Consider the following 25,601-nt stretch of genomic DNA (forward strand, 5'->3'; position numbering starts at 1 on the left):
CGTTCTCGTGCGGGTTGGTGGTCTAGCCCGGTTATGACGGCTCCTTCACACGGAGCAGGTCGGCGGTTCGACTCCGCCCCAACCCATTTCGCGTTTTGCGACGAACGGACGTGAGGAGCAACGCGAAGCGTTGGGCGGATCGAACCCTGCCAGTCGCGCGCAACGGAGTGAGCACGTCTGGCTCCGGTTCGACGCCGCCCCGACCCACTCGTTTACTCCATCCCCGACGACCGGGCAGGAGCCACGAAGCCGTACAGGATCGACAGCATTCCGGCCACCTCGCCGGTCTGGGTGATGATCCCGACGACAGCGGTGGAGATCGGAAGGACCTGCCCGAGCAGGAAGATACCGCCGGGGACGCCGAACGTCAGGACGAACCCGGCCGCGATGAACAGCATCGGGCGGCTGTCGTTCCGTCTGGCCCCGGTGTAGGCGACGTAGGCGATGCCGAGCGCGAGCGCGACGACGACGTAGTCCGAGACGAGAAACAGGAGCTGGAGCGAGGTGAGTTCAGTCATACAGTCCCTCCACGAAGTCGGTAAAGCGGTCGGCGGCACGCTGTCGCGTCGTCACGGTGACTTCGAGGCCGTCGTCCGTGAGGTTCACAACGACCTTGTCGAGCGTCGCGGCATACACCGTTCGCTGCTGGCCGTCGGCGTCGAGTTCCGTTCGCTTTTCGAGCAGGTCCTGGTCGGTGAGGTCGTCCAGCCGACGGAACACCGTCGCCCGGGACGCCGAACACGTCTCCGTCAGTTCCGCTGCCGTCATGGGTTGGTCGTGAGTCCGTTTGAGGATCGTCTGCGTGCAGTCGTCTTCGAGGAGCCGCGCGACGGTGTCCAGTCGGTTCGACTGCGCCACGCTACCGATTCGTGGCGAGGGGAATATAAAATCGGGGCACGTCTCAGCGCGTGAGACCGCACGGGGATGTTTATCGGCCCGCCGGGCGAACCGTCTCGTATGTCGGTCCCCGAATCGATCGCCGTCGAATGGCTCGTGGCTGGAGCGTTCGTCACCGCGCTGGGCGCGCTCATCCGGTTCCGAAACTGGACGTTCCTGGTGGCGGGGTACGACGACAGCACGGACGTTCCGGAGAACGTGGTCGCGAACATGGTCGGGAACATGGTGTTGCGCGTCGGTATCGGCGTGTCCGTGTTCGGCGTCGTCGCCTCGTACGTCGACCTGCCGACGTACCTCGCGCTGGTCGTCGAGGTCGTGATCGTGGCCGAGGTGGTCCGGACGATCTACAGACTGAACACCTACGCACCGTCCAACGGATGACCGCGAACGGCCTCAGCAGACGGACGGTGCTCAGGCTCGCCGGTGCCGGCGGACTCGTCACTCTCGCCGGCTGTGGCGGGTCTGGCGACGATGCGACGACCACGACGACCGATGGGTCGAACGAAACCACGACGCTCCTGACGACGAGCGACGGTACGTCGGCGTCGCCGACGGCGCGGCCGGGAACCGGGACGACGCAGCCGACAACGGGAACCACCACCCCCGAAGCGACCGTTGCCGGGCTGGAGACGACGGCCCGTCGCTTCGTGACCGACCTCGCGAGCGGCGACTACGGGGCGGCCCGGAGCGCCTTTGCTCCGAGCGCCCGGGAGCAGGTGTCGACCGACCAGCTCGAAACGGTCTGGACCTCGCTCGAACGGGCTGCCGGGCGGTTCGTTCGGATCGCCACGACGGAACACGGGACGGTCGAGGGGCGGGACCTGATCAGCGTGACGGTACAGTTCCGGAACGCCCGGCAGGTCCTCAACCTCGTGTTCGACGACGAGGGGGCCGTGATCGGCTTCCGGGTCGCCGGGTCGCCGGACACGGGCGGGTCGTGGTCGCCGCCGGCGTACGCGGACCGCGACGCGTTCGCCGAGACCGAGGTGTCCCTGTCGGCGACCGACTCGTGTTCGCTCCCCGGGACGCTCACGATGCCGGCCGGCGAGGGGCAGGTGCCGGGCGTCGTGCTGGTCCACGGCTCCGGGCCGAGCGACCGCGACGGGACCATCGGCCCGAACAAGCCGCTGAAGGACCTCGCGTGGGGGGTGGCGAGCCGGGGCGTGGCCGTGCTCCGGTACGAGAAGCGGACCGCGGCCTGCCGGGTCGACCCGGCGACGGTGACGATAGATGCCGAGGTGACCGACGACGCGCTCACGGCGCTGGCCCGGCTTCGGGAGGCGGAGCGCGTCCGCCCCGGCGACACCTGCGTCGTCGGTCACAGCCTCGGCGCGATGCTCGCCCCGCGGATCGTTGCGCGGTCGGAGCAACTCGCCGGCGGCGGTATGCTCGCGCCGCCGGCGCGTTCGCTGCTCGACCTCCAGATCCAGCAGTACGAGTATCTGGCGACCCTCGACGGCTCCGTCAGCGACCTGGAGCGCGAGCGGATCGACGCCGTCCGTGACGCCGTCGAACGGATCCGCGCGGGCGAAGTCGCGGAGGGCGAACTCGTCCTCAACGCGCCGCCGGGCTACTGGGAGAGCCTGGAGTCGTACGACCAGGTCGAGACGGCGGCCTCTCTCTCCCGTCCGCTGTTCATCGCACAGGGCGGCCGCGACTACCAGGTCACCGTCGAGGAGGACTTCCGGCGGTGGCGGGACGCGCTGACGCGGGCGAACGTCACGTTCGAGCGCTACCCGGACCTCAACCACCTGTTCATGCCGGGGGAGGGGACGCCGAACCCGAGCGAGTACTATCGGCCGAACCACGTTGCCGAGGCGCTCGTGGCCGACCTGGCGACGTGGGTCCGCGGCGTCACTGGGACGGGGTGAGGCGGGCGGCGATCCGTCAGGACGGGGAGACACCGGGCGGCCGACTCGGCGCGGGCGAACCGCCACGGCCCGCGTCCGTGACTCGACGACTGCCCGCGGTTTGAGCCGATCGCTGGCCGTAATCGTTTTCAAACTCTCGGCAGAATGGGGCCGGTATGTTCCCCGTCAGAACTGCTAGCAGTGACCACGTACGTGGTGCCGCCCGCAGCGTCGGGACGGGAGCGGGACAGCCATGAACGAGATGGCCGTCCCACGGCGGCGACACGACCCCGAACCCGACGAGCCGATCGAGGTGCTGCTGGTCGACGACAACGAGGAGTGGGCGACGGTTCTGGCCGACGATATCGAGGAGCGCGAGCCGGCGATGCAGGTCACCGTCGCCGGGGGAGCGAACGAGGCGACTCGCGGCTGCTGCCACGCGTCGTTGAGGGGACCGACACCGACTACGTCGAGAACCGGGAGTTCTGTACCGAGACGGACGGGACCGAAAGCGAGCCGAGCGTCTGGGCGGTCCGGATAGGGGAGCCGAAGTTCGTTCAGGACTTCCGCGACCTGTTCGAGACGCCGTGGCGCGACGCGGCGATCGAGCACGGGTACCGCTCCGGGGCGGCGCTCCCGTTGCTTCACGACGGCATCCCGTTCGGCGTGCTGGCGGTGTACCACGAGGAACCCAACCGGTACGACGGGGCCGAGCGACAGCTGTTGACCGACCTCGCGGACACGGTCGCGTTCGCGATCCACAGCCTCGAAGCCGGCCGGGCGCTCTCGTCGGACCGCGTTCACGAGGCGACGCTTCAGGTGAGCGGCGACGGGTACTACCTGCTGGACGTCGTGAGCGAGGCAGCGCCCGGGGCCGCCGACGCCGCGGTGACCGTACAGGGGACGATGCCCACCGGCGACGGCGAACTGCTCCAGTACCTCCGCCTCGACGGGATCCCGGTGGAGGCGTTTCGGACGGCGGTCACGGACATCGGTGGGGACGACACCCCCCGATTCCAGGTCACGGTGTCGGGGGCCGTCCCGGAGGTCGACCTCGCGTCGCTGGGTGCCGTGGTGCGCTCGGCCTCGGTCACGGCGACGAGCGCGGTGCTGGAGGCCGAACTCCCCGCGAAACGCGACCGGCGCTCCTTCGTGGACGTGCTGGAAGAGCGGTACGGGTCGGCGACGATGCTGTCCTGTGTCGAAGCAGAACGGGAGGAGACGGCGCGAATCCGGGTCGACACGCACGCGCTCACCGAGAAGCAGGCAACGTCGCTGGAGGCGGCGTTTCATCACGGCTACTTCGAGTAGCCGCGGCAGAGTTCGGCGACCGAGGTGGCCGAGTCGCTCGGCATCGCCCACTCCACGTTCCTCCAGCATCTCCGGACGGCCCAGCAGAAGCTGTTCGGGAGCCTCTACGGCTAGACGAAGTTCGTCGGCAGACCCGGTGCAGGCGGCGGAACTGCTGGACGAACCCGGGACCGCGGACGAGCGAGCCGAGGACGGTAGCGAGTAGCGGCGACCTCGGAAAGCATTTATCCGCCGGCCGGCCACCCTTTCGCAACGAATGTCCGACGACCAGCCCGACGTGCCGGTAATCTGTCCCAAGTGCGACACGCGGACGCAGGTGCCGCTCGACGACGTGTCCGAGTCGGTCGCTCGCCACAACGACCAGCTTCACGACGGCGAGGCGGTGGCCGAGGTCGACCCGGCGATCAGGGAACACCTCGCGGACCGGGTCGCGGAGGACATCGGCCTGCTCGACTGAAGCGGCCACCGGTGACGAGCCAGCGCCGCGGGGGGCGTCAGTCGTGCACCAGCACGTCCACGACGGAGGGGCCGTCCTCGGCCAGCGCGTCCGCGACGGCGGGCACGATGTTCTCTGGCGTTTTTACCTGCGTGGCGGCTGCGCCGTGGCTCTCGGCATTGGCCACGAGGTCGACAGCGGGGTCGAAGTCGACGCCGACGAGCGACTCGGCAGCGTCGTCGCCGAGCAGGTCGGCCGCATTGTCCTTCAGGATGCGGTAGTTGCGGTTGTCCGGGACGACGACGGTCAGGTCGACGCCGTGGCGCGCCGCGGAGTAGATCGCCTGCGGATAGTAGAGGTAGGAGCCGTCCCCGACGAAGCCGACCACGTCCCGCGGCTCCGCCCGCTCGCTTTCGGCGACCGCCGCGCCGACGGCGGCGGGCAGGCCGTAGCCCAGCCCGCCGCCTTTGTTCGAGATCAGTCCGCCCTCCTCCAGCGGCCAGCGCGTCAGCAGGGGGTATTTCGCGGTGACGCCCTCGTCGACGACGTAGGCGTCGGGCGCGGCCGCGAGCAGTTCGTCGACGAGTTCGGCCTTCGACGGACGCGGGTCGTCCGGGGCGTCGTCCTCGCCCATCGCCCGGACCGTCCCGGCCATGGACTCCCGGAGCGCCCGGACCTGCTCGACGCGGTTCTCGCGGACCGTCCCGTCGAGGCGGTCCCGAACGGCGTCCGCCACATCGGACAGGGCGAGGCCGGGGTCGCCGAGCACCGCGGCGTCGGCCGGCTGGTTCTTCCCGACCTGCCACGCGTCGTCGCTGACGTGGATGCAGGTCGTGTCCGGATCGACCAGCGGGCGCTCGTGACGGGTCAGCGTCGTGTTGGTCGAACAGCCCGCAAAGAGGAGCGTGTCGGTCTCCATGAGCGTCGCCGCCATCCCCTCGTCCGGCGGGACGAAGGTGACCCACTGCTCGTGCTCGGTCGGGAAGTCGACCTCCGAGGCGAGGATCTCGCCGAACACGCGAAGCCCCGCGGCCTCGGCGAGTTCGACCGCGGCGTCGACGCCGCCCTCCGACCGGGCGACGCCGTCGCCGACGACCATCGCCGGCGCGTCGGCGGCTGCGAGCAGTTCCGCCGCCCGGTCGACCTGCGCGGGGTCGCCCCGGCCCGCGTTCGGGATCGGCCCGAGCGGTTCCGGATCAGCGTCGGTCTCGGCGGTCGTCACGTCCAGGGGGAGCGCGAGGAAGACGGGGCCGGTCGGCGGCGTGAGCGCGACGCGGAATGCCCGGCGGAGCATCGTCGGGAGCGCCGAAACGTCCAGTACCTCCGCACTCCACTTCGTGAAGTTCTCCGCGAGGTCGACCAGGTCGCCGGAGAGGATCGGCTCCTCGTGGCGGAAGTCGGTGCTGTGGTTGCCGGCGGTGACGACCAGCGGCGCGCCGGCCATCCGGGCGGCGTAGAGGTTGCCGAGGCCGTGGGCGACGCCGGGCGCGATGTGGAGGTTGGCGACGCCGACCGGCAGCACGCTCGGGTCGTCGTGAGCGTGGTAGCGCCGGGTGCTGGCGTACCCGCCGGCCATCCCGACGGCAACGTCCTCGTGCAGGCCGAGCACGTACTCAAGGTCGCTCCCGCCGAGCGCCGAGACGAGCGGCAGCTCCGTCGTGCCGGGGTTGCCGAAGACGCGCTCGACGCCGTACCGCTCCAGCGCCTCGACGAACAGCTCCGCGCCGGTGCGTGTCGTTCCCATGCCACACGTCTCGGGGGCGACCCACAAATGCGCTGTCCCGGCCGGCGCGGGACGGCGACGGCCGCCGCGGTCAGGACCGCAGTGCGGTCGGGTGCAGGCGCTCTGCCCGCCACAGCAGGCCGAGACAGGCCGCCCACAGGGCGAAGGTTACCGGCGCGGAGTGGCCGCCGAGGACGACGCCGTAGAACTCGTCGGTGAGGGGGTACAGGAGCGGCACGCCCATCGGCGTCGTCGCGTCGATGGCCAGCTGCGAGGCGTAGCCGACGCCGAGGCCGGCCGCGGGCCGCCGACCGCCGACCGCTGCCACGAGTGCGGTGACGACCGCCAGCGCGAGCAGGGTGTGGGTGATCCCCCGGTGGACGAGCGGGAACCCCCACGCTGCGGGCAGGAGCAGGTCCGCGTCGGCGAGCACGCCCCCGACCAGCCCCGCCCGGGGTGCGTCGAACAGGCCCGCGCCGAGCGCGTAGCCCACGAACGCGTGGGTGAGGAGGGCGACGACGAGGAAGGCGGTGTGGCCGCCCGGGAGGCTGTGGAAGAGCGTCACCGGTCCAGGATCCGGTCCCGGAGGTAAAAGCTCCGACGGTCGGCGCGGGGCACTGGCTGCGGATGGGTTTATATCACGTTGGGGACAACAACGCCCTCATGCCCGAGGACGCCTACGACATCGGCAACCGCCTCATCGACTACGACGAGGAGAACTACGACGAGGACCTGATCTACTACGGGTCGGTGATCGACCTCCTCGCCCAGGACGAGATCGAGATCGCCCAGTACAAGCTGGCGAAGTTCATCGACGAGTACGAGTTCCAGATCCCCGAGTACCAGCGCAACTACGAGTGGGAGGAACCGCAGTGGGCGGACCTCTGGGCCGAGATAGAGAAGCTGTTCGACGCGTCGCTGTCGACGAACGGCGAGCAGACGCCTGACGTGTTCTTCGGGTCGATGTTCTTCGCCGAGCGCGGGACCTCCGAAGGGGGCAACACGGACGTGGTTGAGGTCATCGACGGCCAGCAGCGGCTCACCACCCTCTCTATCTTCTTCAAGGTCGTCGTGGACGCGCTCGACGACCGAAGCCCGGAGAGCAGCGAGTGTCGGCGGATGGCCGACGCGCTCCGCTCGACGGTCGAGAACATTCTCTACCTGCCGTCGAGCATTCCCGGTCGACAGCGACCGGCGCTGAACCTGAACGAACACAACCGCGAGTTCTACGAGGCGCTTGTCGGCGACGAGGCGTCCCGGATGGCGTTCATCCTCGACCGCGAGAGCGTCCACGGCAACCGGCGGCGGCACGCGATCCGGATCCACGACTACGCCGAACTGCTGAACGTTCCGCCCGAGCGGTACGAGGAGTACGACGACGACAACAGGCATTTCGACAACGCGAACGACCGGATCCTCCGTGCGTACCGCTACTTCTACGACCGACTGACGAACGCGCTCGACGACACGTTCGACACCGATGACCAGCGCGTACGGGCGCTGACGAACGTCGTCAACTACGTGCTCAACTCCTTTATCGTCGGGTACTTCGAGATCACGTCCAACCGGTCCTCGCTGATGATGAACGTGTTCCAGATCCTCAACGACCGGGGGATGAACCTGAAGAAGGTCGACATCGTCAGGGCACGGATCGTGAGTCGCCTCCGCGAGAACGGCGAGGAGGGTGCGGCCGACGACATCCGGAAGTTCGAGGCGATGATCGAGACGCTGGACAACGACTACGGGGACGTGGAGGACTTCCTCGTCGACTACGTCGCCGCCCGCGAGGACGCGATCAGTTCCAAGACCGATGTCACGAAGAACTTCCTCGAAGCGTTCGAGCAGAGCAACGGCGGCAATCGGACGATCAGCCCGCTGCTGGATTCGAAGGAGGCGACGCGGGAGTTCCTCGACGACGTGGAGACGTACTCCGACTACTACCATCGTATCATCGACCCGGACCGCCGGATCGAACTGCGTGACGACGTTCGGGAGGACCGGGCCAACGAAATCATCACCCGGTTGAACAAGCTGGGGTACGAGCAGTGGCGACCGCTCGTGTTGCTCGTGTACGGCGAGGTGATGGAGAACGCGACGGAGTCACGCGAGCGGTTCTTCGTCGACCTGCTGGAGGTCGTCGAGAACGTGAGCTTCCGCGTCTCGCTGACCAACGTCTACCCGAGCAAGCAGGACCCCGTGTACATCGCAGCCTGCCAGTCGTTCCGGAACCGTCCCTTCGACCGGGAGCTGTTCGAGGAGATCGTCGACGGGATCAAGGACCGGGCACAGCAGCTGTTCTTCGAGTCGTTCATCGACACGGTCAACGAGAACTACGACTGGAGCAGCACGTACGCCCGGACGCTCCTCTGGAAGATCACCTCGGAGGCGTTTTACGCGTCCGAGGGGGCCGTCGAAAGCCGGCTGAACGTCGACAACATCCACCTCGAACACGTCCTCCCGCAGACGCCGATCCGCGACGACGCGCCGGACGGGGACGAGTACGACTGGCTGCGGAACTTCTTCGAGATAGGGCGTGACGACACGGTCGTCGCCGACATCGTCGAGACGTTGATCGAGGACGAAACGGCCGAGAACCGCGACGAGCGCATCGAGTCGATCGCCGGCTACTTCGTCGACGACATCGCCAACATGGTGTTGCTCGAATCCGAGGACAACGTCAGGATCGGCAACAAGCCGTTTTCGGAGAAGGTGCTCGCGTACTACGACACGACGGACTTCGAGTCGATCCGGGTCAACGAGTACTTCACGACCGACGGCGGCGAGCTCACCGAGACGGAAATCGACCGACTGCGTAGTGAGGACCCGCCACATTCGCTCGACGACTTCTGGACTCATCGTCGGCTCACTGACCGGAAGACGACGCTCCTCGAACTCGTGCTCGGGTCCGTGCGGTTCGACGGGATCCTCGACGAGGAGTTCGAACCCTACGACATCGAGGCGAAGGTGAAACGCGAGTCGGACCGCCGCCTCGGACTGATAGAGGCGAACTACCAGTCGGTCATCGAGTAGCGACCGCCGCCGACGGGCGTTTTTTACCCCTCCGTCCCCACCGATCGACGCGAATGTCACCCCCGCCCCGCGTGACGGTCCTCTCGTCCGAACTCGTCGAGCGGCTCGACGCCCCGCGGCTCCGCGACGCGCTCGACTACGCCGACCCGGACGCCCTCTGTCTCACGTCGCCGGGCGCGCTCGTCCGGCTCCGCGCCGTGGCCCCCGACCTGCTCGACGAGTACGGCCCGGCGCTGGTTCCGGGCGGCGGCACCGAGCGCGGTTCGGACGACGCTGCCGACGGCCCGGCTCACCGCAGCGTCTGCGGCGTCGACCTCGTCGCGGCGTCGGCGGACGACGACCTCGCCGCCGTCGGCGCGCTGGAGCGCGAGGACCGCTTCGACGCGACGACGGAGACGTACGTCCTCACCGATCGCCTCGACGTGACGGTCCAGCTGACCGACCTCGAAGCGACGCTGGAGGGGCGCGAGGCGTACCGCGACGCGCTCTCGCCCGCCGACCTCGACGGCTCGTACACGCACGTCTCGACGGCCGCGCCGGTCGGCTACCACCGCGAGTGGGACGGGCTGACCGTCGCCGGCGCGGACCCCGACGGCGACGACGCGCCGGGCGGCGAGCGCGGCGGGGACGAGGTACCGACGCTCGTGCTCCACGCCGACGGGACCGTCTGCTCGACCGGTATCGGGACGGACCGCCTCGGCATGCGCGCGCTCCCCGAGGTCGGCGAGGTCCGCGCCGAGCGGCTCCGCGAGGCGGGCTATCGGACGCCGGCGGACGTGGCCGACGCGACGGTCGCCGACCTGCGCGAGGCCGCGGGGGTCGGGCGCGACACCGCCGGGACGATTCACGACGGCGCTCGGGCGATGGCGGCGGGCGAGGTCGTCCGAGAGGGCGACGAGTACTTCCCGGACCGGGAGCCCGTGTTCGTCGACATCGAGACGGACGGACTGACGCCGACGGTCGTCTGGCTGATCGGCGTGCTTGACCGCGCGGGCGAGGAGCGGTACCTCTCCTTCCTGAACCGCGACCCGGACGACCCCGGCCGGGCGGTCGAGGCGTTCGTCTCGTGGTACGCCGCGAACGCCGCCGGCCGGCCGGTCGTCGCGTACAACGGCCTCTCCTTCGACTTCCCCGCCATCGCCGAGCAGGTCGAGCGCCACTGTCCCGACCTGCTCGACGACTGGGAGTCGGCGTACACGTTCGACCCGTACCACTGGGCTGTCCGCGACGACAACGCAATTCTGCCGGGGCGGACGGACAAACTCGGCGGCGTGGCCGCCGCGCTGGGGTGGGACGGCGACGACGCCGGCCTCACCGGCGCGGCGGTCGGTCGCGCCTACCGGCGGTGGATGCGCGAGCGCACGCCCGAGGCCGAACCGGAGTGGGAGCGCCACGAGCGCTACTGCGAGGACGACGTGCGGGCGCTCGCCCACGTGTACGACGCGCTCGACGCGGCCGGGAGCGAGGGCGGGGGCGGTGGGGAGCGACGCGAGACGGACGGGCGCGAGGCCGGCGGGACGGCGACGAGCGAGGCGAACACCACGCAGGGCACGCTGGGTGAGTTCCGATGAGCGACGCCGAGGGGTGGAGCGAGCGCGCGGACGTGCTATCGCCCGACCACCTCCGCGAGCGGTTCCCCGGCTACGAGGACCAGATCGAACACGTCGCGACCCAGCCCGCCGCCGACGCCGAGTACGTCGACGCGGAGTCCGTGCTCGGCGCGGAACTGGCCGACGCGCTCGGCCACGACCTGTACACGCACCAGGCCGCGGCGATAGCGCGCCTGCTCGACGGCGAGAACGTCGCTGTCGCCACGTCGACGGCCTCCGGCAAGACGTACGTGTACGCCCTCTACTTCGCGCTGCTGAAGCGCCGCGACCCGGACGCCCGCGCGCTGTTTTGCTACCCCACGAAGGCGCTGTCCCGCGACCAGGAGCGCGCGCTGAACGACCTGTACGACGATCTGGGGATGGATGTCACCGTGGCGGTGTACGACGGCGACACGCCGCGGAACCGCCGCCGGGCGATCCGGGAGAACGCGGACGTGGTCGTCTCGAACTTCGCGGGGGTCAACGTGTATCTCAACCACCACCGGAAGTGGCGCGACGCCTTTGCGAACTGCCGCCTGCTTGCGGTCGACGAGTCCCACAGCTACACCGGCGTCCACGGGATGCACGTCGCCTGGACGCTCCGCCGCCTCCGGCGCGTCCTCGACTACTACGGGAGCGACCCACGGATCGTCTGCACGACAGCGACCATCGGCAACCCCGTCGAGCACGCCGAGGCCCTGACCGGCGCGCCGTTCGTCGCCGTCGACGACGACGGCAGCCCGCACGGCCGCCGGCGGATCGTCCTCTGGGACCCGCCGTTCGAGGACGACGCCCTCGACGAGTTCGACATCGACGAGTTCCTCGGCGCGAAGCGCAGCGCCAACGACGAGGCCGCCGGCGTGCTCGCGCACCTCGGCCTCAACGGCGTCCAGACGCTCACCTTCGCCCGCTCCCGGCAGGGCGTCGAACTGGCGGCGAAGGCCGCGGAGCGCGCGGCCGGCGAACATCCGTCCGACGGCTACCTCTCGGTCGAGCCGTACCACGCGGGCCACGGGAAGGAGAGCCGCCGCGGCACGGAACACCGACTCAAGTCAGGTGATCTGGACGGCGTCGTCTCGACGACCGCGCTCGAACTCGGCATCGACGTGGGGTCGGTCGACGCCGCCGTGACCGCGGGCTACCCCGGGACGCGCCAGTCGTTCTTCCAGCAGATCGGGCGGGCGGGCCGCGGGACGGCCGACGCGCTCGGCGTGCTGGTCGCGCGGGCCGACGCCATCGACCAGTACGTGCTGGACAACCCCGACTACCTGCTCGGCGAGGCCATGGAGGACGCGGTCGTCGACCTCGACAACGACGCCGTGTACGCCCGCCACCTGCTGTGTGCCGCCGCGGAACTCCCGCTCGACCGCGACGACGCCCGCTGGTTCGGCGGCGCGGACCGGCTGGAGCGCGCCGTCGAGATGTGGAAAGACGCCGGGCGGTTCGTCGGCCACCTCGACCACGGCGTCCAGTACGACGGCCCGCCGCGGCCGCAGGCCGACATCTCGATGTACGCCGCCTCGGGCGAGACGTTCGAGTTGCGCTGCGAGAACGGCGAGATCGACATGGAGCCGATCGACCGCCAGCGCGCCTACCGTGACTTCCACCCCGGCGCGCTCGCGCTCCACGACGGCGTTCAGTACGAGGTAACGGAGCTGGTCGAGGCCGCCCCGCGCCCCCACGTCACGGTCCGCGAGGTCCGGACGAACGAGTACACGCGGACCCAGTCCGAGAAGAGCGTCTCGGAGATCGAGCGCGAGCGCGTCCGCGACCTGGGCGGCGGCTACCGCCTCTGTTTCGGCACCGGAACCGTGTCCGTCCACTACAGCCACTACGAGCGGATCGACGTGTCCACCGGGAAGCCGAAGGGGCCGCCCGAGCCGACCGGCCTCCCGCCGGTCGACCTGCGGACCCAGCTCATGTGGGTCGAGACGCCCCGGAACCTGTTCGAGCGCGTCGTCGACGCGGTGCCCGACGAGCAGCTGGCGGAGCCGTCCGGCGCGGCGTCGCTCGGCACGAAGGAGTGGACGTTCCTCGGCGGCCTCCACGGAGCCGAGCACGCGATGATCAAGCTCGCGCCCCTCGAACTCCGGCTGGACAAGGGCGACATGGGCGGCCTGAGCGTCAACCGCCACCCCGAGACGGGCGTGCCGACGTGGTTCATCCACGACACCGTCGAGGGCGGCATCGGCTTCGCGAAGGGGATCTACGAGCACGCCGGGGCCGTCATGGAGCGGACCCGCGAGCGCATCGCCGACTGCGACTGCGGCGGCGTCAACGGCTGCCCGGCCTGCCTGATGGACGTGCAGTGTGGCAACGGGAACGAACCGCTCCACGCGCCCGCGACGGTCGAGATACTCGACGCCGTGCTGGAGCGACTGGACTGAGCCCCGTGCGGCGCTCGCGCCGACCGCCGCCCCCGTGCGAACACGTTCGGCGAAACCCGCCAGTGGCGCGGCCCCATCGAGTTGCCTGTGTCACGAGCGAACGGCTCCGGGCGACCGCTGGCGGGACTGGTCCGGGCCGCGGCCGGGAATCCGGGGTACGCACTCGGCGTCGCCGGACTCGTGCTGGGGGCCGGCGTCGCCGGAGCAGAGGGTGCCTGCTTCGGCGCGCTCGTCGGTTTCTTCGCCGGGAAGTCGCTGCTGAGCACGCTCTGGGCGGTCGGTCGCTGAGCGGGACGGGAGCGTCGCCGTCGCGATCGGATCGAGCGCGGGCGAGCGCCGCTGTTCGCCCGTAGCGTGTCCCTTTTGGTTCCGTGGTCCTCCGGGACTGGTATGCAGAACGTCGACGCCGCCGGCCTCGGGATCGGCGACGACCATCCGCCGCGGATCATGGGCGTGCTGAACGTCAGCGAGGAGTCGCCGTACGACCCCTCGGTGTACGACGACCCCGCCGAGGCGGCGGCGTACGTCGACGAGGCGCTGATCGGCGAGGGCGCGGACATCGTCGACGTGGGGCTGGAGTCGGCGAACAAGCGGTTCGAGGTGCTCTCCGCCGAGGAGGAGCTCGACCGGCTCGACACCGCCGTCGCGGCGATGGAGCAGACGAGCGGCGACGCCGTCTTTTCCATCGAGACGCGCTACGCCGAGGTGGCCGACGCGGCGCTCTCGCGGGGGTTCGATATGGTCAACGACATCTGCGGCTTCGCGGACCCCGAGATGCCCGCGGTCTGTCGGGAGCACGACGTCGCTGTCGCCAAGATGGCCAGCCCCCCGGACCTCGAACGCCCCGGCGCGGTCGAGGAGGTCGACGACATCTACGACGCGCTGACGCGCAACGGCCTCACCGACAAGACGATCATCGACCCGGCATTCGGCGGGTGGAGCGAGGACAAGACCCTCGAACACGACCGCGAGACCTTCCGCCGCCTGCGCGAGTTCCGCGGGCTGGACCGCCCGCTCCTCGTCTCGATCAACCGCAAGAACTTCCTGAAGGAGGTCGCCGGCCGGTCGACCGAGGAGGCGCTCCCCGTCAGCCTCGCCGCCACCTCGATGGCCGTCGAGCGCGGCGCGCACGTCGTCCGGACGCACGACGTGGCCGAGACGCGCGACGCCGCGCTCATCGGGAAGGAGTTCGCGCGGGACCGACTCCGCGACGGCGACGACGTGACCGTCGAGGAACTCGACGTGACGACCGTCGGCGAGGCGCGGCGACACCTGGAGCGACTCGGCGTCGACCCGGACGCCGCCACCGACTGTACGGTGCGGGTGTTCGAACTCGACGGGCTGGCCGACGAGACGGCGGCGGCGCTGTCGACGGCCGCCGCGGACCGGGACGCGACGTTCGTCGACGGTCGCGATGGCGCGCTGCTGGCCGGGACGCCCGCCGAAATCGCGGGCGTCACCGCCGCCGTCGCCGAGCGTGCCCCGGATTTCCGGGCGACCGAACGGCGCATTCGGGACGCTCTCAGCTAAGAGAAAACTTATGCCGGATGGCTGTGAAAGCCCGCGTGGTAGCCGGAAGGGCATCCGGGTAGGGGTACACGGACGCCACTCCGGCTCACGAAACTACGGGATCCTGACGACGCTATCTCCCCAGCGACAGCTATGAACTTCGACGAGTGGAACCCCGTCTACGAGGCGATCCTCGCCGACTTCGGCTTCGACCGGACGGCCGACGAGCGCGCCCGCGACCTGCTCGCGGACCTCGCGGAGCCGTTCGACGAGGCCCGCCTGCCGCCGTTCGCGGGGGCGACCGTCGCCATCGCCGGAGCCGGCCCCTCGCTCGGGGACGAACTTGCCGCGGCCCGCGAGGCCGACGTGGTGGTCGCCGCGTCGACGGCGGCGGACGTGCTCGCGGAGGCGGGCGTCGAGGTGGACCTGATGACGACGGATCTCGACAAGAACGTCGACACCGCCGTCGCGCTCTCGGAGCGTGGCGTCCCGGTCGCGGTCCACGCGCACGGCGACAACGTCCCGGCGGTTCGCTCGGCCGTCCCGCGGTTCGCCGACGAGTTCCTCCTGCCGACGACGCAGGCCGAACCCGTCGGCCCGGTCCGGAATTTCGGCGGGTTCACGGACGGCGACCGCGCCGCCTTCCTCGCGGACCACTTCGGGGCCGCCGAACTCCGGTTCCCGGGGTGGTCGTTCGACGACCCCGCGGTGGACGACCTGAAGGCCCGAAAACTGGACTGGGCCGAACGGCTGCTCCGGTGGCTCGAACGCCGCCGCGACGAGCGGTTCGCGGTGCTGGACGGCCGGCGCGGCGGTATCGAACCCGTGCCGGGCGCGTAATCCGCCGCGCGGACGCCGCGGACGGGGTTCCACCGGGTTTATGTGTAGTCGCTGACGAGACCGACGCACGAATGCCCTCCACAGCTACCGACCCGTCCGAACCCCGCGAGAGCGGGACGGGTAGTTCGCCGGACAGGACGCTCGACTGGGTCGTCTCGGTCCTGCTCGTCCTGCAGGGGCTGTTGCTCGCCGTCGTCGGCGTCTCCCTCTATCAGTTCGCGTCGCCGGCACGGAGCCGGGAGATCGTCGCGGAAATCGAGGTCCAGCCGACGGTCGTGGACGAGGCGGTTCTCGTCGACGTGGTCACCCAACTGACGACGTGGGCCGGAGTCGGAACGGCGGCCGCGGGCGTGCTGTTGCTCGTGCTCGGGGCGGCGTTTCCGCACTACCGGACCCGCCTGCGGCGACGGACCGGCGAGCCATCGCCGCCGGTCGACGACCTGACCGCCTTCGCCGTCGGTGCGGCGGCGTCCGGAGTCACGGGGTCGGTCCCGCTCGGCCCGGCGGCCGTCGGCGGCGTCCTCGGGTACTACCGCGACGGGGACCGGGCGGACGGCCTCCGGCTCGGTCTCCTTGCGGGTCTCGGCGTCGCGGCTCCGGCCGTGGTACTGGTCGCATTTCCGATCGCGGCGACCGCGACCGGTTCGGCCGCGCCGGTCGCGGCGGTACTCGCCGTCGCGGCGTTCGTGAGCGCGCTCTACGCGGTCGCAGTGAGCGCGCTCGGCGGCGTCTTCGGTGCCGTGATCGCCGACCGGGACTGAGGATTACGCGGGTTTCAGCACGACCTTCCCGGTCGACCCGCGGTTCTCGATGAACTCGTGGGCCTCGGCGGCGTCGGCCAGCGGGAACGATTCGCCGACGATCACTTCGAGTTCACCCGACTGCAGTCCCTGCTGGAGGTCGGGCACGGCCTGCAGCACGCGGTTGGGGTCGGTCCGCATCGCGCGCCCGAGGTGGTAGCCGATGACGCTCTTGTTGCCGAAGAGGAGCGTTCCGGTGTCGACCTCGCCGGGCCGGCCGCTGGCCGCGCCGTAGGCGACGATCCGGCCGAACTGCGGGATAGCGTCGAGGCTCTCCGAGAACGTCTCGCCGCCGACGCCGTCGAGCACGATGTCGACGCCCTCGCCGTCGGTGATCTCGTCGACGCGTTCGACGAAGTCGTCCTCGACGTAGTTGATGGGATGGTCGCAGCCGAGGTCGCTGGCCAGGTCAAGCTTCTCCCGCGTGCTCGCGGTGCCGAACACCTCCGCGCCGGCCCGGGATGCGAGCTGGACCGCGGCGGTGCCGACGCCGCCCGCGGCGGCGTGGATCAGCACGCGCTCGTCCTCTTTCAGGTCGCCCCACCCGAACAGGCAGCCGTGGGCGGTGAGGAACTGGACGGGGAACCCGGCGGCCTCCTCGAACGACATCCCGTCGGGGATCGGGAACAGCGAGGCCGTGTCGGCGGTGACGTACTCGGCGTACGCGTTCCCGTTCGTCATCGCGACGACGCGGTCGCCCACGTCCAGCCCGACGCCTTCGCCGACGGCGTCGACCGTGCCGGCGGCCTCCATCCCCGGGACGTACGGCGGTTCGGGACCGCCCTCGTAGTGGCCGCGGCGCTGCATCACGTCGGCGAAGTTGATCCCGGCGGCCTCGACGGCGACCCGGACCTCGCCCTCACCGGGCTCGGGCGTCTCCCGGTCGACGACACTCATCGTCTCGCTCGTGCCGAACTCCTGAACCTCGATGGCCTGCATGGTACCGTCGTACGGACGAGCGGCGGATAAAGCTCCGTGAACGGGGGGAAACCGCGGCTCCGTTCCACGCCGGGCACGCCGGAGCGCGTTTCATCGTGTCCGCTTTCAGGCCAGTTCCGCGGCGACGCCGTCCAGATGGTCGATGCCGACGACGGCGAGCACGTCGCCCTGTCTTCGCAGGTCCTCCAGCTTCGCGGCCATGCACGCCTCGCGCGTGGCGTCCCGCAGGTGGACCGGCTCGGGCGTCTCGAACGCCCGGGTGAGCGAGAGGCTTCGAGACGCCTGCCGCCGTTCGTCCGCCGCCTGGGTCTCGGGCGGGTCGTTCGCGGTGCAGTCGTGGTCGACCGGCCGGTCCAGTTCGACAGTGCGCCCAGTCAGCCGGGCGACGGCCGCGCCGGCCCGACAGACGAGCGCGTGCCGGGTGACGCTCGCGACGCCGCGGAGGACCCGGGCGACGGTGCGGGGCGACGGGCGCTCGTCGCGGATCCGGGCAGCGAGCCGGTGGACAAAGGCGGCGCTGGGCGCGTCGATGCCGGTCACGTCGCAGTCGGCCGCCCGGATGGCTGCACTCATCTCGCCGCCGCGAGACGGCGGGCCCCCGTCCGCCGCGTCGGCGTACGCCTCGAACAGCGGGAGCGCGAGCGGCGAGAGTTCCAGCGCGACGGTCGCGGGGTCGCGGGCGTCGATCAGCGCCCGGACGCGGTGGACGCTGGCGGGGTGGTCGTGGACGACGCCGACGAGCGTCACGTCGCCGGGGGCGGCCGATCCGTCGCCGACAGCCGACTCGTCGGCGGTGACGGTTCGCACGTACTCGTCGTGGAGGCGGGGGTCGTCGCGGGCGGGAGCCATTCGCTACGGACGCCTACGACCGCGGACGGATAACCGTTGCTTTCCGCCGGACGATCGGGATTTCGACAGGTCGGTCGTGTGAACCGCCGGAGTTCGTCGGTCCGCGTGCTGGCGAAAGCCCTCGTTACCCGTCGCCGCCGGACGGAACGCGGTCGGCATCCGACCGATGACGGTTGGCAAGCCCGGCTTACGGGCTGGAACGGACGGAACGACTGCCGTCGCTTATTGAATCCCCCGTCGCGGTTCCGGTCGGAATGCGATCCAACATCACAGACGACGACGAGGGGAAGCACGTGGTCAACGCCGACGGCGACAAGGTGGGCATCGTGAAGGACGTCCGGGCCGGCACGGCACACGTCGACCCCGACCCGGGGATGACCGACAGGATCATGTCCAAACTCGGCTGGGGCGACATGGACGACGACACGTACCCGCTGCAGGAGGCGAACGTCGACGCTGTCACCGACGATGAGGTTCGACTGAAGCGCGACCTGTAGCAGTCGTCGCTAGCGCGGTTTTTATTATATTTGGATGTGAAACGGGGGAGAGAGATCGGTAAGTGAGTGGGCGAATCGACCGTTGTTAATTCCGGAACTGTCAGTACCGGAGTAGTTCGTCGGGGAGGCGATAGCCGGTTTCGTCCTGTTTGAACTGGAACGAGTCAACGACTGAATCCAACGATAGGGGGCCGTAGACGTGTGGAAATGCGCTGCTCCCGTCGTCTCCCGATTCGTATCGAACTGGTGAGTCGAGCTTGGATTCGTCCAGGACGAGAAGCATCATATCATCGTCGGTAGCGTGGTTGATGTCGGCAACGATGACTATCTGTCCCGGTTTCGAACAGTGAACGAACCCTTCTGTGGCAAGTGAGTCCGGACGATGTTCCCCAGTCTCCTGAAACGATTGCCAGTCTGCTCGGGAAAGTGTATGGACGATGTATGCCATCTCGTGAGAAAATCGGCTCCTGACAAATATTGTTGCTGTATGTAACGTATATTTCGCCCCGGAGACAGGTGAAGGAATTGAATAGGCTACTACCGGCGGCCCGTGAGCTACTGCTCGGGCGCGAGCGCCTCCAGCGTCTCGCGCGCCTCGTCGACCGTCGCGCCGCGCGGGAACCCGACGGCGACGGCGTCGACGCCGTCAATCGACGCGAACTTCTCGAACTGCTCGCGCGCTCGCTCGGGCGTGCCCACCGCGGCGAGGTCGTCGATGAGTTCGTCGTCCAGCAGTTCGTTGGCGCGCTCGCGGTCGCCGCTCGCCCACGCCGCGGCCACCTCGTTAGCCACCTCCTCGTGGCCCTGCCGGGCCAGCGAGTCGCGGTAGTAGGTGCCCATCCCGCCGATGTAGAAGGCGCTGTGCTGGAGGCCGAGTTCGCGGGCGCGCTCGCCGTCCTCCAGCGCACAGCAGGTCAGCGACAGCGTGACGCGCACGTCGTCGGGGTCGCGGTCGCCGAGTTCCGCGCCGCGGCGCAGGTTGTCCAGCCGGTCGCGCATGCCGTCGGGCGTGAACACGGTGGCGTGCCAGCCGTCGGCGAAGCGCCCGCAGAGCTCGACCGCCTTCGGTCCCATCCCGGCGGCGTCGACCGGCGGCGCGGGGTCGGGCGGTTCGGAGCGCAGGCGGAAGCCGGCGAGGTTGAAGATGTCGCCGTCGTAGTTCAGCTCCTCCCCGGCGAGGACGCGCTTGATGATGTCGACGTACTCGCGGGTCCGGCGGAGCGGGCGCTCGAAGTCGACGCCGTGCCAGCCCTCGATGACGGCGGGACCGCTCGGGCCGATGCCGAGGCGGAGGCGGCCGTCCGACACCTCCTGAAGCGTTGCGGCGGTCTGGCCCATCAGCGCCGGCGACCGCGCGTAGACGTTGAGGATGCTCGGGCCGATACCGATCTCGTCGGTGCCGTGGGCGATGCTGGTCAGGCTGGTGACGGCGTCGCGGCCCCACGTCTCCGGGAGCCAGGCGCGCTCATATCCGAGGTCCTCCGCCTGCTGCGAGAGGTCGACGAGCGTGTCGACGCTCGGCTGCGCCGCGACGGGCAGGTGGACGGTGCGGTCGGTCATACGTCGGGGTTCTCCATGATGTCCGGAAGCCCTGCCGGGGTGATCGTCTGCCCGACCACGTAGGACGCGGCGGGGCTGGCGAGGAACTGCGCCACGTCGGCGATCTCCTCGCTGGTGCCGATGCGTCGCTCGACCTCGTCGCGCTCTATCTCGTCGGCGCTGACGCCCATCTGGCTCTCGACGCCGGGCGTGGCGACGAAGCCGGGCGAGATGCAGTTGACGCGGACGCCGTCGCCCGCCCACTCGTGGGCTAGCGTCGTCGTGAGGTTGATCACGCCGGCCTTGGCCGCGGCGTAGTGGCTCATGTACGGCGCGCCCTGCTCGCCGGCGACGCTGGCGAGGTTGACGACGCTCCCGCCGCCGTCCTTCAGGTGCTCGCCGGCGACCTGCGTGCAGTGGTACGTGCCCGTCAGGTTGATGTCGACGATGGTGCCCCAGCCGTTCGGGGAGATGTCGTCGAAGTTCGCCATGAAGCTCGCGCCGGCGTTGTTCACGAGCACGTCCAGCCCGCCGAACTCCTCGACCGTGGCCTCGACCAGCGCCTCGACGGCGTCGCGCTCGGTCACGTCGCACTCGACGGCGAGCGCGTCACCCGGGCGCTCGCTGTCCGCGATCCCGTCGGCGACCGGTTCGACGTTGTCGATGTCGCGGGAGCAGACGACCACGTCGACGCCGTCGTCCGCGAACCGCTCGGCGATCCGCTTGCCGATACCGCTCGACGCGCCCGTTACCACCGCGGTCTCGCCGTCGACGCGGAACTGTTCGACCGTCACGCGGACCCCTCCGTGCGTGTCATTGTCACGAATTTATACACAGTCAACGCCCATAAAGTTGTGCGGTCGGGAGAAACCGACATCGCGCCGGAAGTTTATTCGTCGTCCCTGCCCTGCGGTGGCACATGGCGGACGACTACTACGAGCGCCTCGTCGACGAGGACGCGCTCCGGACCTACCTCGAATCCGAACTCGGCCCGGCCGACGGGTTCGACGTACAGCGCCACCGCGAGGGCCACTCCAACGAGACGCTGTTTCTCCAGTGGGGCGACCGCGACCTGGTGGTCCGGCGGCCCCCGCCGGGCGAGACGGCGGACAAGGCCCACGACGTGCTCCGCGAGTACCGCGTCGTCGACGCGCTGCAGGACGGGCCGGTGCCGGTTCCGACCACGGTGCTGGCCTGCGACGACGAGAGCGTGATCGGCGACGAGTTCTACCTGATGGAGCGTGTCGAGGGCGACGTGATCCGCGACGCGGAGCCGGAGCGCTTCGCCGACCCCGACCGGCGGCGACGGCTCGGCGAGGAACTGGTCGACGGGCTGGCGGCGATCCACGGCGTCGACTACGAGGCGGTCGGCCTCGGCGAGTTCGGCCACCCCGAGGGCTTCGCCGAGCGGCAGGTGCGGCGCTGGTCCGAACAGCTCACCTGGGCGTTCTCGAAGACGGCCGACGAGCGCGAGGTACCGGTGCTGTACGACGTGATGGAGTGGCTCACCGACAACGCGCCCGAAGACCACCCCCACACGCTCGTCCACGGCGACTACAAGCTCGACAACGTGATGTACGGGCCGAGCGAGGACCCTGAACTCGTCGGCGTGTTCGACTGGGAGATGAGCACGCTGGGCGACCCGCTGACCGACCTCGGCTGGATGCTGTCGGTCTGGCGCGACCCGAAAGACCCCGAACCGCCCGCGTCGAACATGGTGACCCGCGTCATGGAGGCGGAGGGGTACCCCACCCGGCGGGAACTCGTCGACCGCTACGAGGCGAAGACCGGCATCGAGTACGAGAACGACCGCTTCTACCGCGCGCTGGCGGTGTACAAGCTCGCCGCGCTGGGCGAGATGTTTTTCGCGCGCTACCTGCAGGACGACGCAGACGACCCCCTGTATCCGAAGATGGAGGAGACGGTCCCGGCGCTGGGCGAGCGCGCGATGCGGATCATCGACGGCGAGGAGCCGCTCTGATCCCCGACGCCGCCCGATCGGTCACGGTGCGTCCCCGTTTGTCGACTCCCCGGCCATTGACAGGTGGGGTTCGACCGCGGCGATGGCGTCGGTCGGCCGGACGACGTCGTCGTCGACGGTCACGACCCCCGCGTCCGTCAGCTTCGGCAGGTCGACGTGGTGGAGGCTGGTGTACACCCGACCGCGGTGCTCCCGGTCGCCGTCCGCATCCTCCGCCTCGGCCACGCACTCTGCGAGGTCGTAGAGGGGGAGGCCGTCGCGGTCGCGGACGAGCCGTCGCAGAACGAGCCGCTGGCGGCGGTTCGACAGCAGTTCGAACAGTGTCCCGGGGTCGAGTTGCTCCGTGACGGCAGTCCGCCGGCGGCCGTCCAGGTCCAGTACGCTGTCGAACGCTCCGGCGACCGCCGCGACCGTCGCGTCCTCGCATCCACCGGTTTCGAACGCCGCACAGAGGCTCGCCGGTCGCGCCGACAGCGCCGCGCCGAACTCCTCCAAGAAGCGCGTCAGCGCCGGCAGGGAGGCGGCGTGGAGAAGCGATTCGACCGCGTCGAGGTACACCACGGTGTCGCCCGACAGCGGCGTCCAGGCGTCGAGGAGTGACTCGACCGCGGTCCGGACGCCGTCCAGGTCGCCGGGGTCGGGCACCCCACGGACCGCGCTCTCCCCGGACGACGGCGTCGCGACCGCCGCCCGGGTGCGTTCGCCCACGTCGACGACGCCGAGATGCGTGGGGACGGTGTCGACGTGGTCCAGCCACCGCTTGACGAACCCGTCTGCGGACCGGCCACAGGCTACCGCCAGCACGGTCCGCGCGCCGGGGTCCGGGCCGGCGACGATGTCGAGGCATCTGGCACGCTCGTCGGCGCCGAACGTCCGGGCACACACGAGCGCGTGCGCCCCCGACTCTCCGAGTACTGCCCTCGTCTCCGACATCTTGATCTCTCCGAGTTGACACGACGTTCGGCACCCCGTGGTATAAAACCATGTGCACCGACCACCTTCCGGGAAGGGGGAGACCGCCCGCAGGCGACATGCGAGGGATCGCTTCAGGGTTTCACGGATCGGACCACGGGCGCTGGCCGTGGCTCCCTCGCCGGGCGACACCGCGCTCCCGTGCCGGCCGCGACACGGAGCGTCTCGCCCGCCGCGCTTTTGCCGCCACCGTCCTCATGGAGGGTATGCGACTTCACTGGCACCGGCGGGACCTGCGGGTCGCGGACAACCGCGCGCTGTCGCGGGCGGCCGCCGACGGTCCCGTCGTCCCGGTCTTCGTCTTCGATCCGAACGTCCTGGCCCACGGCTCGCCGCCGCGGGTCGCGTTCATGCTGGACGCGCTTGACGCGCTGCGCGAGGCGTACCGCGAGCGCGGGAGCGACCTGGTCGTCCGGCAGGGCGACCCGCGCGAGGTCCTTCCCGACCTCGCGGACGCCTGCGGCGCTGACGGCGTCACGTGGGCGAAGGACTACTCCGGCCTGGCGCGGGAGCGCGACGCCGCCGTCCGCAGAGCGCTGGACGACGCCGACGTGGCCCGCGAGAGCGTCCACGACGCCGTCCACCACCCGCCCGGCTCGATCACGACCAACGACGGCGACCCGTACTCCGTGTTCACGTACTTCGGCCGGAAGTGGCTGGACCGCGAGAAGGAGTCGCCGTCCGACCCGCCGACGGCCGACGACCTGGCCGCGCCCGACGCCGTCGACCCCGGCGAGCTTCCGACCCTGTCCGACCTCGGTTTCGACGACCCCGAGGCGGACGTGCCGCCGGCGAGCGCCGAGCGCGCCCGCGACCTGCTCGACGCGTTCGTGGACGGCCCCATCTTCGAGTACGAGGAGCGCCGGGACTACCCGGCTGACGACGTGACCTCGCGGCTCTCGGCCCATCTCAAGTGGGGAACCATCGGGATCCGGGAGGTGTACGACGCGACGGCGGACGCGATGGCAGCGGCCGAGTCAAAACCCGACGACGAGGCGGCGGACGCCGCCGAGTCCGTCGAGGAGTTCCAGTCGCAACTCGCCTGGCGGGAGTTCTACACGCACGTCCTGTTTTACAACCCCGAAGTGGTGTCGGAGAACTACAAGGCGTACGAGAACGCCATCGAGTGGCGCGAGGACCACGAGGCGCTGGACGCGTGGAAGCGGGGGAAGACGGGCTATCCGCTGGTCGACGCCGGGATGCGACAGCTCCGCGAGGAGGGGTGGATGCACAACCGCGTCCGGATGGTCGTCGCCGCGTTCCTGACGAAAGACCTCCTGATCGACTGGCGTGAAGGGTACGACTGGTTCCGGCAGAAGCTGGTCGACCACGACACCGCGAACGACAACGGCGGCTGGCAGTGGGCCGCCTCGACCGGCACGGACGCACAGCCGTACTTCCGGATCTTCAACCCGACGAGCCAGTGCGAGCAATACGACCCGGACGGCGAGTACGTCCGCGAGTACGTCCCGGAACTGCAGGACGCGACCGCCGGGCAGATCCACGAGTGGCCCGACCTGTCGCTGACCGAGCGCCAGCGGACCGCGCCGGGCTACCCCGCCCCGATCGTCGACCACGGCGAGCGTCGCGAGGAAGCGATCGAGACGTTCGAGCGGGCACGAGGGGACGAGTAACGTCGGCTTACCGTCTTCGTCGGGCGCGGACCGCACCCAGCCGTTAGGTAGTTCGAGGCCCGGATCGCTGATGGGGGGTGAGACACGTGAGCGACCAGAGCGACAGCGACCGGCGTATCGGGCGGCGAACGTATCTCGCCGGGGTGGCGGGAGTCGTCGGCGGGGCCGGCGTCGCGGCGACGCCCGCCGCGGCACAGGAGTCACAGGCGACGCGGGACATCGTTATCCGGTCGCAGGGCGAGCCGTGGACGAACAACTACGCCGGGCAGATCGTGATCGCGACGCACCGGCCGGACCGGGACGGCAACCCCGCCGCCGTCGACAACTGCGAGGTCGGCTGGACGCCGACGCAGGCGGAGCTGTACAACGGCATCCTCGTCGACCGGCTCCGGGACGACCCGCAGAAGCGGGAGCTCGACCTGTACGTGGACGACACCGCGGCGCGCATCGAGCGCGGCACGCCGTTCCTGATCTCCCAGGCGGTCGACTGCGACGGCGACTACCTCCGGCTCAGCGGCGAACAGATCCCCGACGACGGGCTGGCGCGGAACGCGTCGGGACCGACGGTCGAGGGAACCGGGACCGAGGACGGCGACGGCGGCGGCGACACCGATACCGGGACCGGGCTGCCGGGGTTCGGCGCGCTCGTCGCGCTCGGCGGGATCGCTGGTGGCGTCGCCGCCCGCGCGCTGGCCGGCCGGGACGAGCGCTGACCGACCGTCGGCGAACGTTTCACCGGCGTTACTGAAATTTCCTTACGGAGACGGTGGCCGGTTCATGTAGCTTTAACTGGCGTCGCGGGGAACGTGTTAGTCGAG

General features: G+C 70.0%; 25 protein-coding genes, 1 tRNA gene and 1 pseudogene. 17 read left to right on the forward strand and 10 right to left on the reverse strand.

From position 1 onward, the window contains the following. Positions 1-11 precede the first annotated feature (11 nt). Positions 12-86, forward strand: a tRNA-Val gene (locus D8896_RS13420). 126 nt (positions 87-212) lie between these two features. Here the strand turns inward: D8896_RS13420 and D8896_RS13425 are convergent. Together D8896_RS13425 and D8896_RS13430 are read right to left on the reverse strand one after the other, a co-directional pair. After that, a complete protein-coding gene (locus tag D8896_RS13425; RefSeq protein ID WP_121822617.1) occupies positions 213-518 on the reverse strand; it encodes a DUF7521 family protein in 306 nt (101 codons plus the stop codon). Beyond that, a complete protein-coding gene (locus D8896_RS13430; protein ID WP_240452030.1) occupies positions 511-858 on the reverse strand; it encodes a helix-turn-helix domain-containing protein in 348 nt (115 codons plus the stop codon). Before D8896_RS13430 ends, D8896_RS13425 begins: the two co-directional genes overlap by 8 nt. Before the next feature lie 99 nt (positions 859-957). Here D8896_RS13430 and D8896_RS13435 point away from each other — a divergent pair, with 99 nt between their 5' ends. The 5 genes and pseudogenes from D8896_RS13435 (at position 958) to D8896_RS13455 (ending at position 4,515) form a co-directional block, all read left to right on the forward strand. After that, complete coding sequence (locus D8896_RS13435; RefSeq protein ID WP_121822618.1) at positions 958-1,278, forward strand: hypothetical protein; 321 nt, start codon at positions 958-960, stop codon at positions 1,276-1,278. Then, positions 1,275-2,768, forward strand: coding sequence for an alpha/beta hydrolase (locus D8896_RS13440; protein ID WP_121822619.1), 1,494 nt, complete (start codon positions 1,275-1,277; stop codon positions 2,766-2,768). Before D8896_RS13435 ends, D8896_RS13440 begins: the two co-directional genes overlap by 4 nt. 318 nt (positions 2,769-3,086) lie before the next feature. Continuing rightward, entirely contained in the window at positions 3,087-4,058 is a 972-nt protein-coding gene (locus tag D8896_RS13445; RefSeq protein WP_162991560.1) for a bacterio-opsin activator domain-containing protein, read from the forward strand. A gap of 12 nt (positions 4,059-4,070) precedes the next feature. Continuing rightward, positions 4,071-4,172, forward strand: a pseudogene (locus tag D8896_RS13450) (helix-turn-helix domain-containing protein); the annotation flags it as partial. Positions 4,173-4,314: 142 nt separating this feature from the next. Next, positions 4,315-4,515: a hypothetical protein gene (locus D8896_RS13455; protein WP_121822622.1), complete on the forward strand. Its 201-nt coding sequence runs from the start codon at positions 4,315-4,317 to the stop codon at positions 4,513-4,515. A gap of 37 nt (positions 4,516-4,552) precedes the next feature. Here D8896_RS13455 and D8896_RS13460 read toward each other — a convergent pair whose 3' ends face one another. Both D8896_RS13460 and D8896_RS13465 read right to left on the reverse strand, forming a co-directional pair. After that, positions 4,553-6,238 carry a thiamine pyrophosphate-binding protein gene (locus D8896_RS13460; RefSeq protein ID WP_121822623.1) on the reverse strand — a complete coding sequence of 562 codons (1,686 nt, stop codon included), beginning with the start codon at positions 6,236-6,238 and terminating at the stop codon, positions 4,553-4,555. Positions 6,239-6,308: 70 nt separating this feature from the next. Beyond that, positions 6,309-6,782, reverse strand: coding sequence for a metal-dependent hydrolase (locus tag D8896_RS13465; RefSeq protein ID WP_121822624.1), 474 nt, complete (start codon positions 6,780-6,782; stop codon positions 6,309-6,311). A gap of 98 nt (positions 6,783-6,880) precedes the next feature. On the opposite strand from D8896_RS13465, the gene D8896_RS13470 reads away from it, so the two are divergent. The 7 genes from D8896_RS13470 to D8896_RS13500 all read left to right on the forward strand — a co-directional run bounded on the left by D8896_RS13470 (position 6,881) and on the right by D8896_RS13500 (position 16,333). Beyond that, positions 6,881-9,247 (forward strand): DUF262 domain-containing protein, encoded by a 2,367-nt coding sequence (locus D8896_RS13470; protein WP_162991561.1) that lies wholly within the window; start codon positions 6,881-6,883, stop codon positions 9,245-9,247. A 53-nt stretch (positions 9,248-9,300) separates the two neighbouring features. Continuing rightward, positions 9,301-10,818, forward strand: coding sequence for a ribonuclease H-like domain-containing protein (locus D8896_RS13475; RefSeq protein WP_121822626.1), 1,518 nt, complete (start codon positions 9,301-9,303; stop codon positions 10,816-10,818). Continuing rightward, positions 10,815-13,223 carry a DEAD/DEAH box helicase gene (locus tag D8896_RS13480; protein ID WP_121822627.1) on the forward strand — a complete coding sequence of 803 codons (2,409 nt, stop codon included), beginning with the start codon at positions 10,815-10,817 and terminating at the stop codon, positions 13,221-13,223. Before D8896_RS13475 ends, D8896_RS13480 begins: the two co-directional genes overlap by 4 nt. A gap of 87 nt (positions 13,224-13,310) precedes the next feature. Then, entirely contained in the window at positions 13,311-13,511 is a 201-nt protein-coding gene (locus tag D8896_RS13485; RefSeq protein WP_121822628.1) for a hypothetical protein, read from the forward strand. 102 nt (positions 13,512-13,613) lie between these two features. Next, positions 13,614-14,753 (forward strand): dihydropteroate synthase, encoded by a 1,140-nt coding sequence (folP, locus tag D8896_RS13490; RefSeq protein ID WP_121822629.1) that lies wholly within the window; start codon positions 13,614-13,616, stop codon positions 14,751-14,753. Between the two features lie 132 nt (positions 14,754-14,885). Continuing rightward, positions 14,886-15,572 carry a 6-hydroxymethylpterin diphosphokinase MptE-like protein gene (locus tag D8896_RS13495; RefSeq protein ID WP_121822630.1) on the forward strand — a complete coding sequence of 229 codons (687 nt, stop codon included), beginning with the start codon at positions 14,886-14,888 and terminating at the stop codon, positions 15,570-15,572. A gap of 71 nt (positions 15,573-15,643) precedes the next feature. Beyond that, positions 15,644-16,333 (forward strand): hypothetical protein, encoded by a 690-nt coding sequence (locus D8896_RS13500; RefSeq protein ID WP_121822631.1) that lies wholly within the window; start codon positions 15,644-15,646, stop codon positions 16,331-16,333. 3 nt (positions 16,334-16,336) lie between these two features. On the opposite strand, the gene D8896_RS13505 is transcribed toward D8896_RS13500, so the two are convergent. Then, the gene (locus D8896_RS13505; RefSeq protein WP_121822632.1) at positions 16,337-17,311 is read right to left on the reverse strand and encodes a quinone oxidoreductase family protein; all 975 of its coding nucleotides are present in this window, start codon (positions 17,309-17,311) and stop codon (positions 16,337-16,339) included. A 105-nt stretch (positions 17,312-17,416) separates the two neighbouring features. Then, positions 17,417-18,160 carry a TraB/GumN family protein gene (locus tag D8896_RS13510; RefSeq protein ID WP_121822633.1) on the reverse strand — a complete coding sequence of 248 codons (744 nt, stop codon included), beginning with the start codon at positions 18,158-18,160 and terminating at the stop codon, positions 17,417-17,419. Positions 18,161-18,414: 254 nt separating this feature from the next. Here D8896_RS13510 and D8896_RS13515 point away from each other — a divergent pair, with 254 nt between their 5' ends. Further along, positions 18,415-18,657, forward strand: a complete 243-nt coding sequence (locus tag D8896_RS13515) for a PRC-barrel domain containing protein (RefSeq protein WP_121822634.1) — start codon at positions 18,415-18,417, stop codon at positions 18,655-18,657. 100 nt (positions 18,658-18,757) lie between these two features. Here the strand turns inward: D8896_RS13515 and D8896_RS13520 are convergent, their stop codons facing one another. From D8896_RS13520 to D8896_RS13530, 3 genes are all read right to left on the reverse strand, one after another. Then, positions 18,758-19,105, reverse strand: coding sequence for a DUF952 domain-containing protein (locus D8896_RS13520; RefSeq protein WP_121822635.1), 348 nt, complete (start codon positions 19,103-19,105; stop codon positions 18,758-18,760). 107 nt (positions 19,106-19,212) lie between these two features. After that, complete coding sequence (locus tag D8896_RS13525) at positions 19,213-20,217, reverse strand: TIGR04024 family LLM class F420-dependent oxidoreductase (protein WP_121822636.1); 1,005 nt, start codon at positions 20,215-20,217, stop codon at positions 19,213-19,215. Next, positions 20,214-20,990, reverse strand: a complete 777-nt coding sequence (locus D8896_RS13530) for an SDR family NAD(P)-dependent oxidoreductase (protein WP_121822637.1) — start codon at positions 20,988-20,990, stop codon at positions 20,214-20,216. Before D8896_RS13530 ends, D8896_RS13525 begins: the two co-directional genes overlap by 4 nt. Positions 20,991-21,115: 125 nt before the next feature. On the opposite strand from D8896_RS13530, the gene D8896_RS13535 reads away from it, so the two are divergent. Continuing rightward, entirely contained in the window at positions 21,116-22,177 is a 1,062-nt protein-coding gene (locus D8896_RS13535; protein WP_121822638.1) for a phosphotransferase family protein, read from the forward strand. A gap of 21 nt (positions 22,178-22,198) precedes the next feature. Here the strand turns inward: D8896_RS13535 and D8896_RS13540 are convergent, their stop codons facing one another. Continuing rightward, the gene (locus D8896_RS13540; protein WP_162991562.1) at positions 22,199-23,110 is read right to left on the reverse strand and encodes a DUF7504 family protein; all 912 of its coding nucleotides are present in this window, start codon (positions 23,108-23,110) and stop codon (positions 22,199-22,201) included. 245 nt (positions 23,111-23,355) lie between these two features. Between D8896_RS13540 and D8896_RS13545 the strand changes: the two genes are divergently transcribed. Both D8896_RS13545 and D8896_RS13550 read left to right on the forward strand, forming a co-directional pair. Next, a complete protein-coding gene (locus D8896_RS13545) occupies positions 23,356-24,783 on the forward strand; it encodes a cryptochrome/photolyase family protein (protein WP_121822640.1) in 1,428 nt (475 codons plus the stop codon). An 86-nt stretch (positions 24,784-24,869) separates the two neighbouring features. Further along, positions 24,870-25,496 (forward strand): hypothetical protein, encoded by a 627-nt coding sequence (locus D8896_RS13550; RefSeq protein ID WP_162991563.1) that lies wholly within the window; start codon positions 24,870-24,872, stop codon positions 25,494-25,496. Positions 25,497-25,601: the final 105 nt, after the last annotated feature.

It is taken from the genome of Halostella salina (assembly GCF_003675855.1).
Lineage (GTDB): Archaea > Halobacteriota > Halobacteria > Halobacteriales > Natronoarchaeaceae > Halostella > Halostella salina.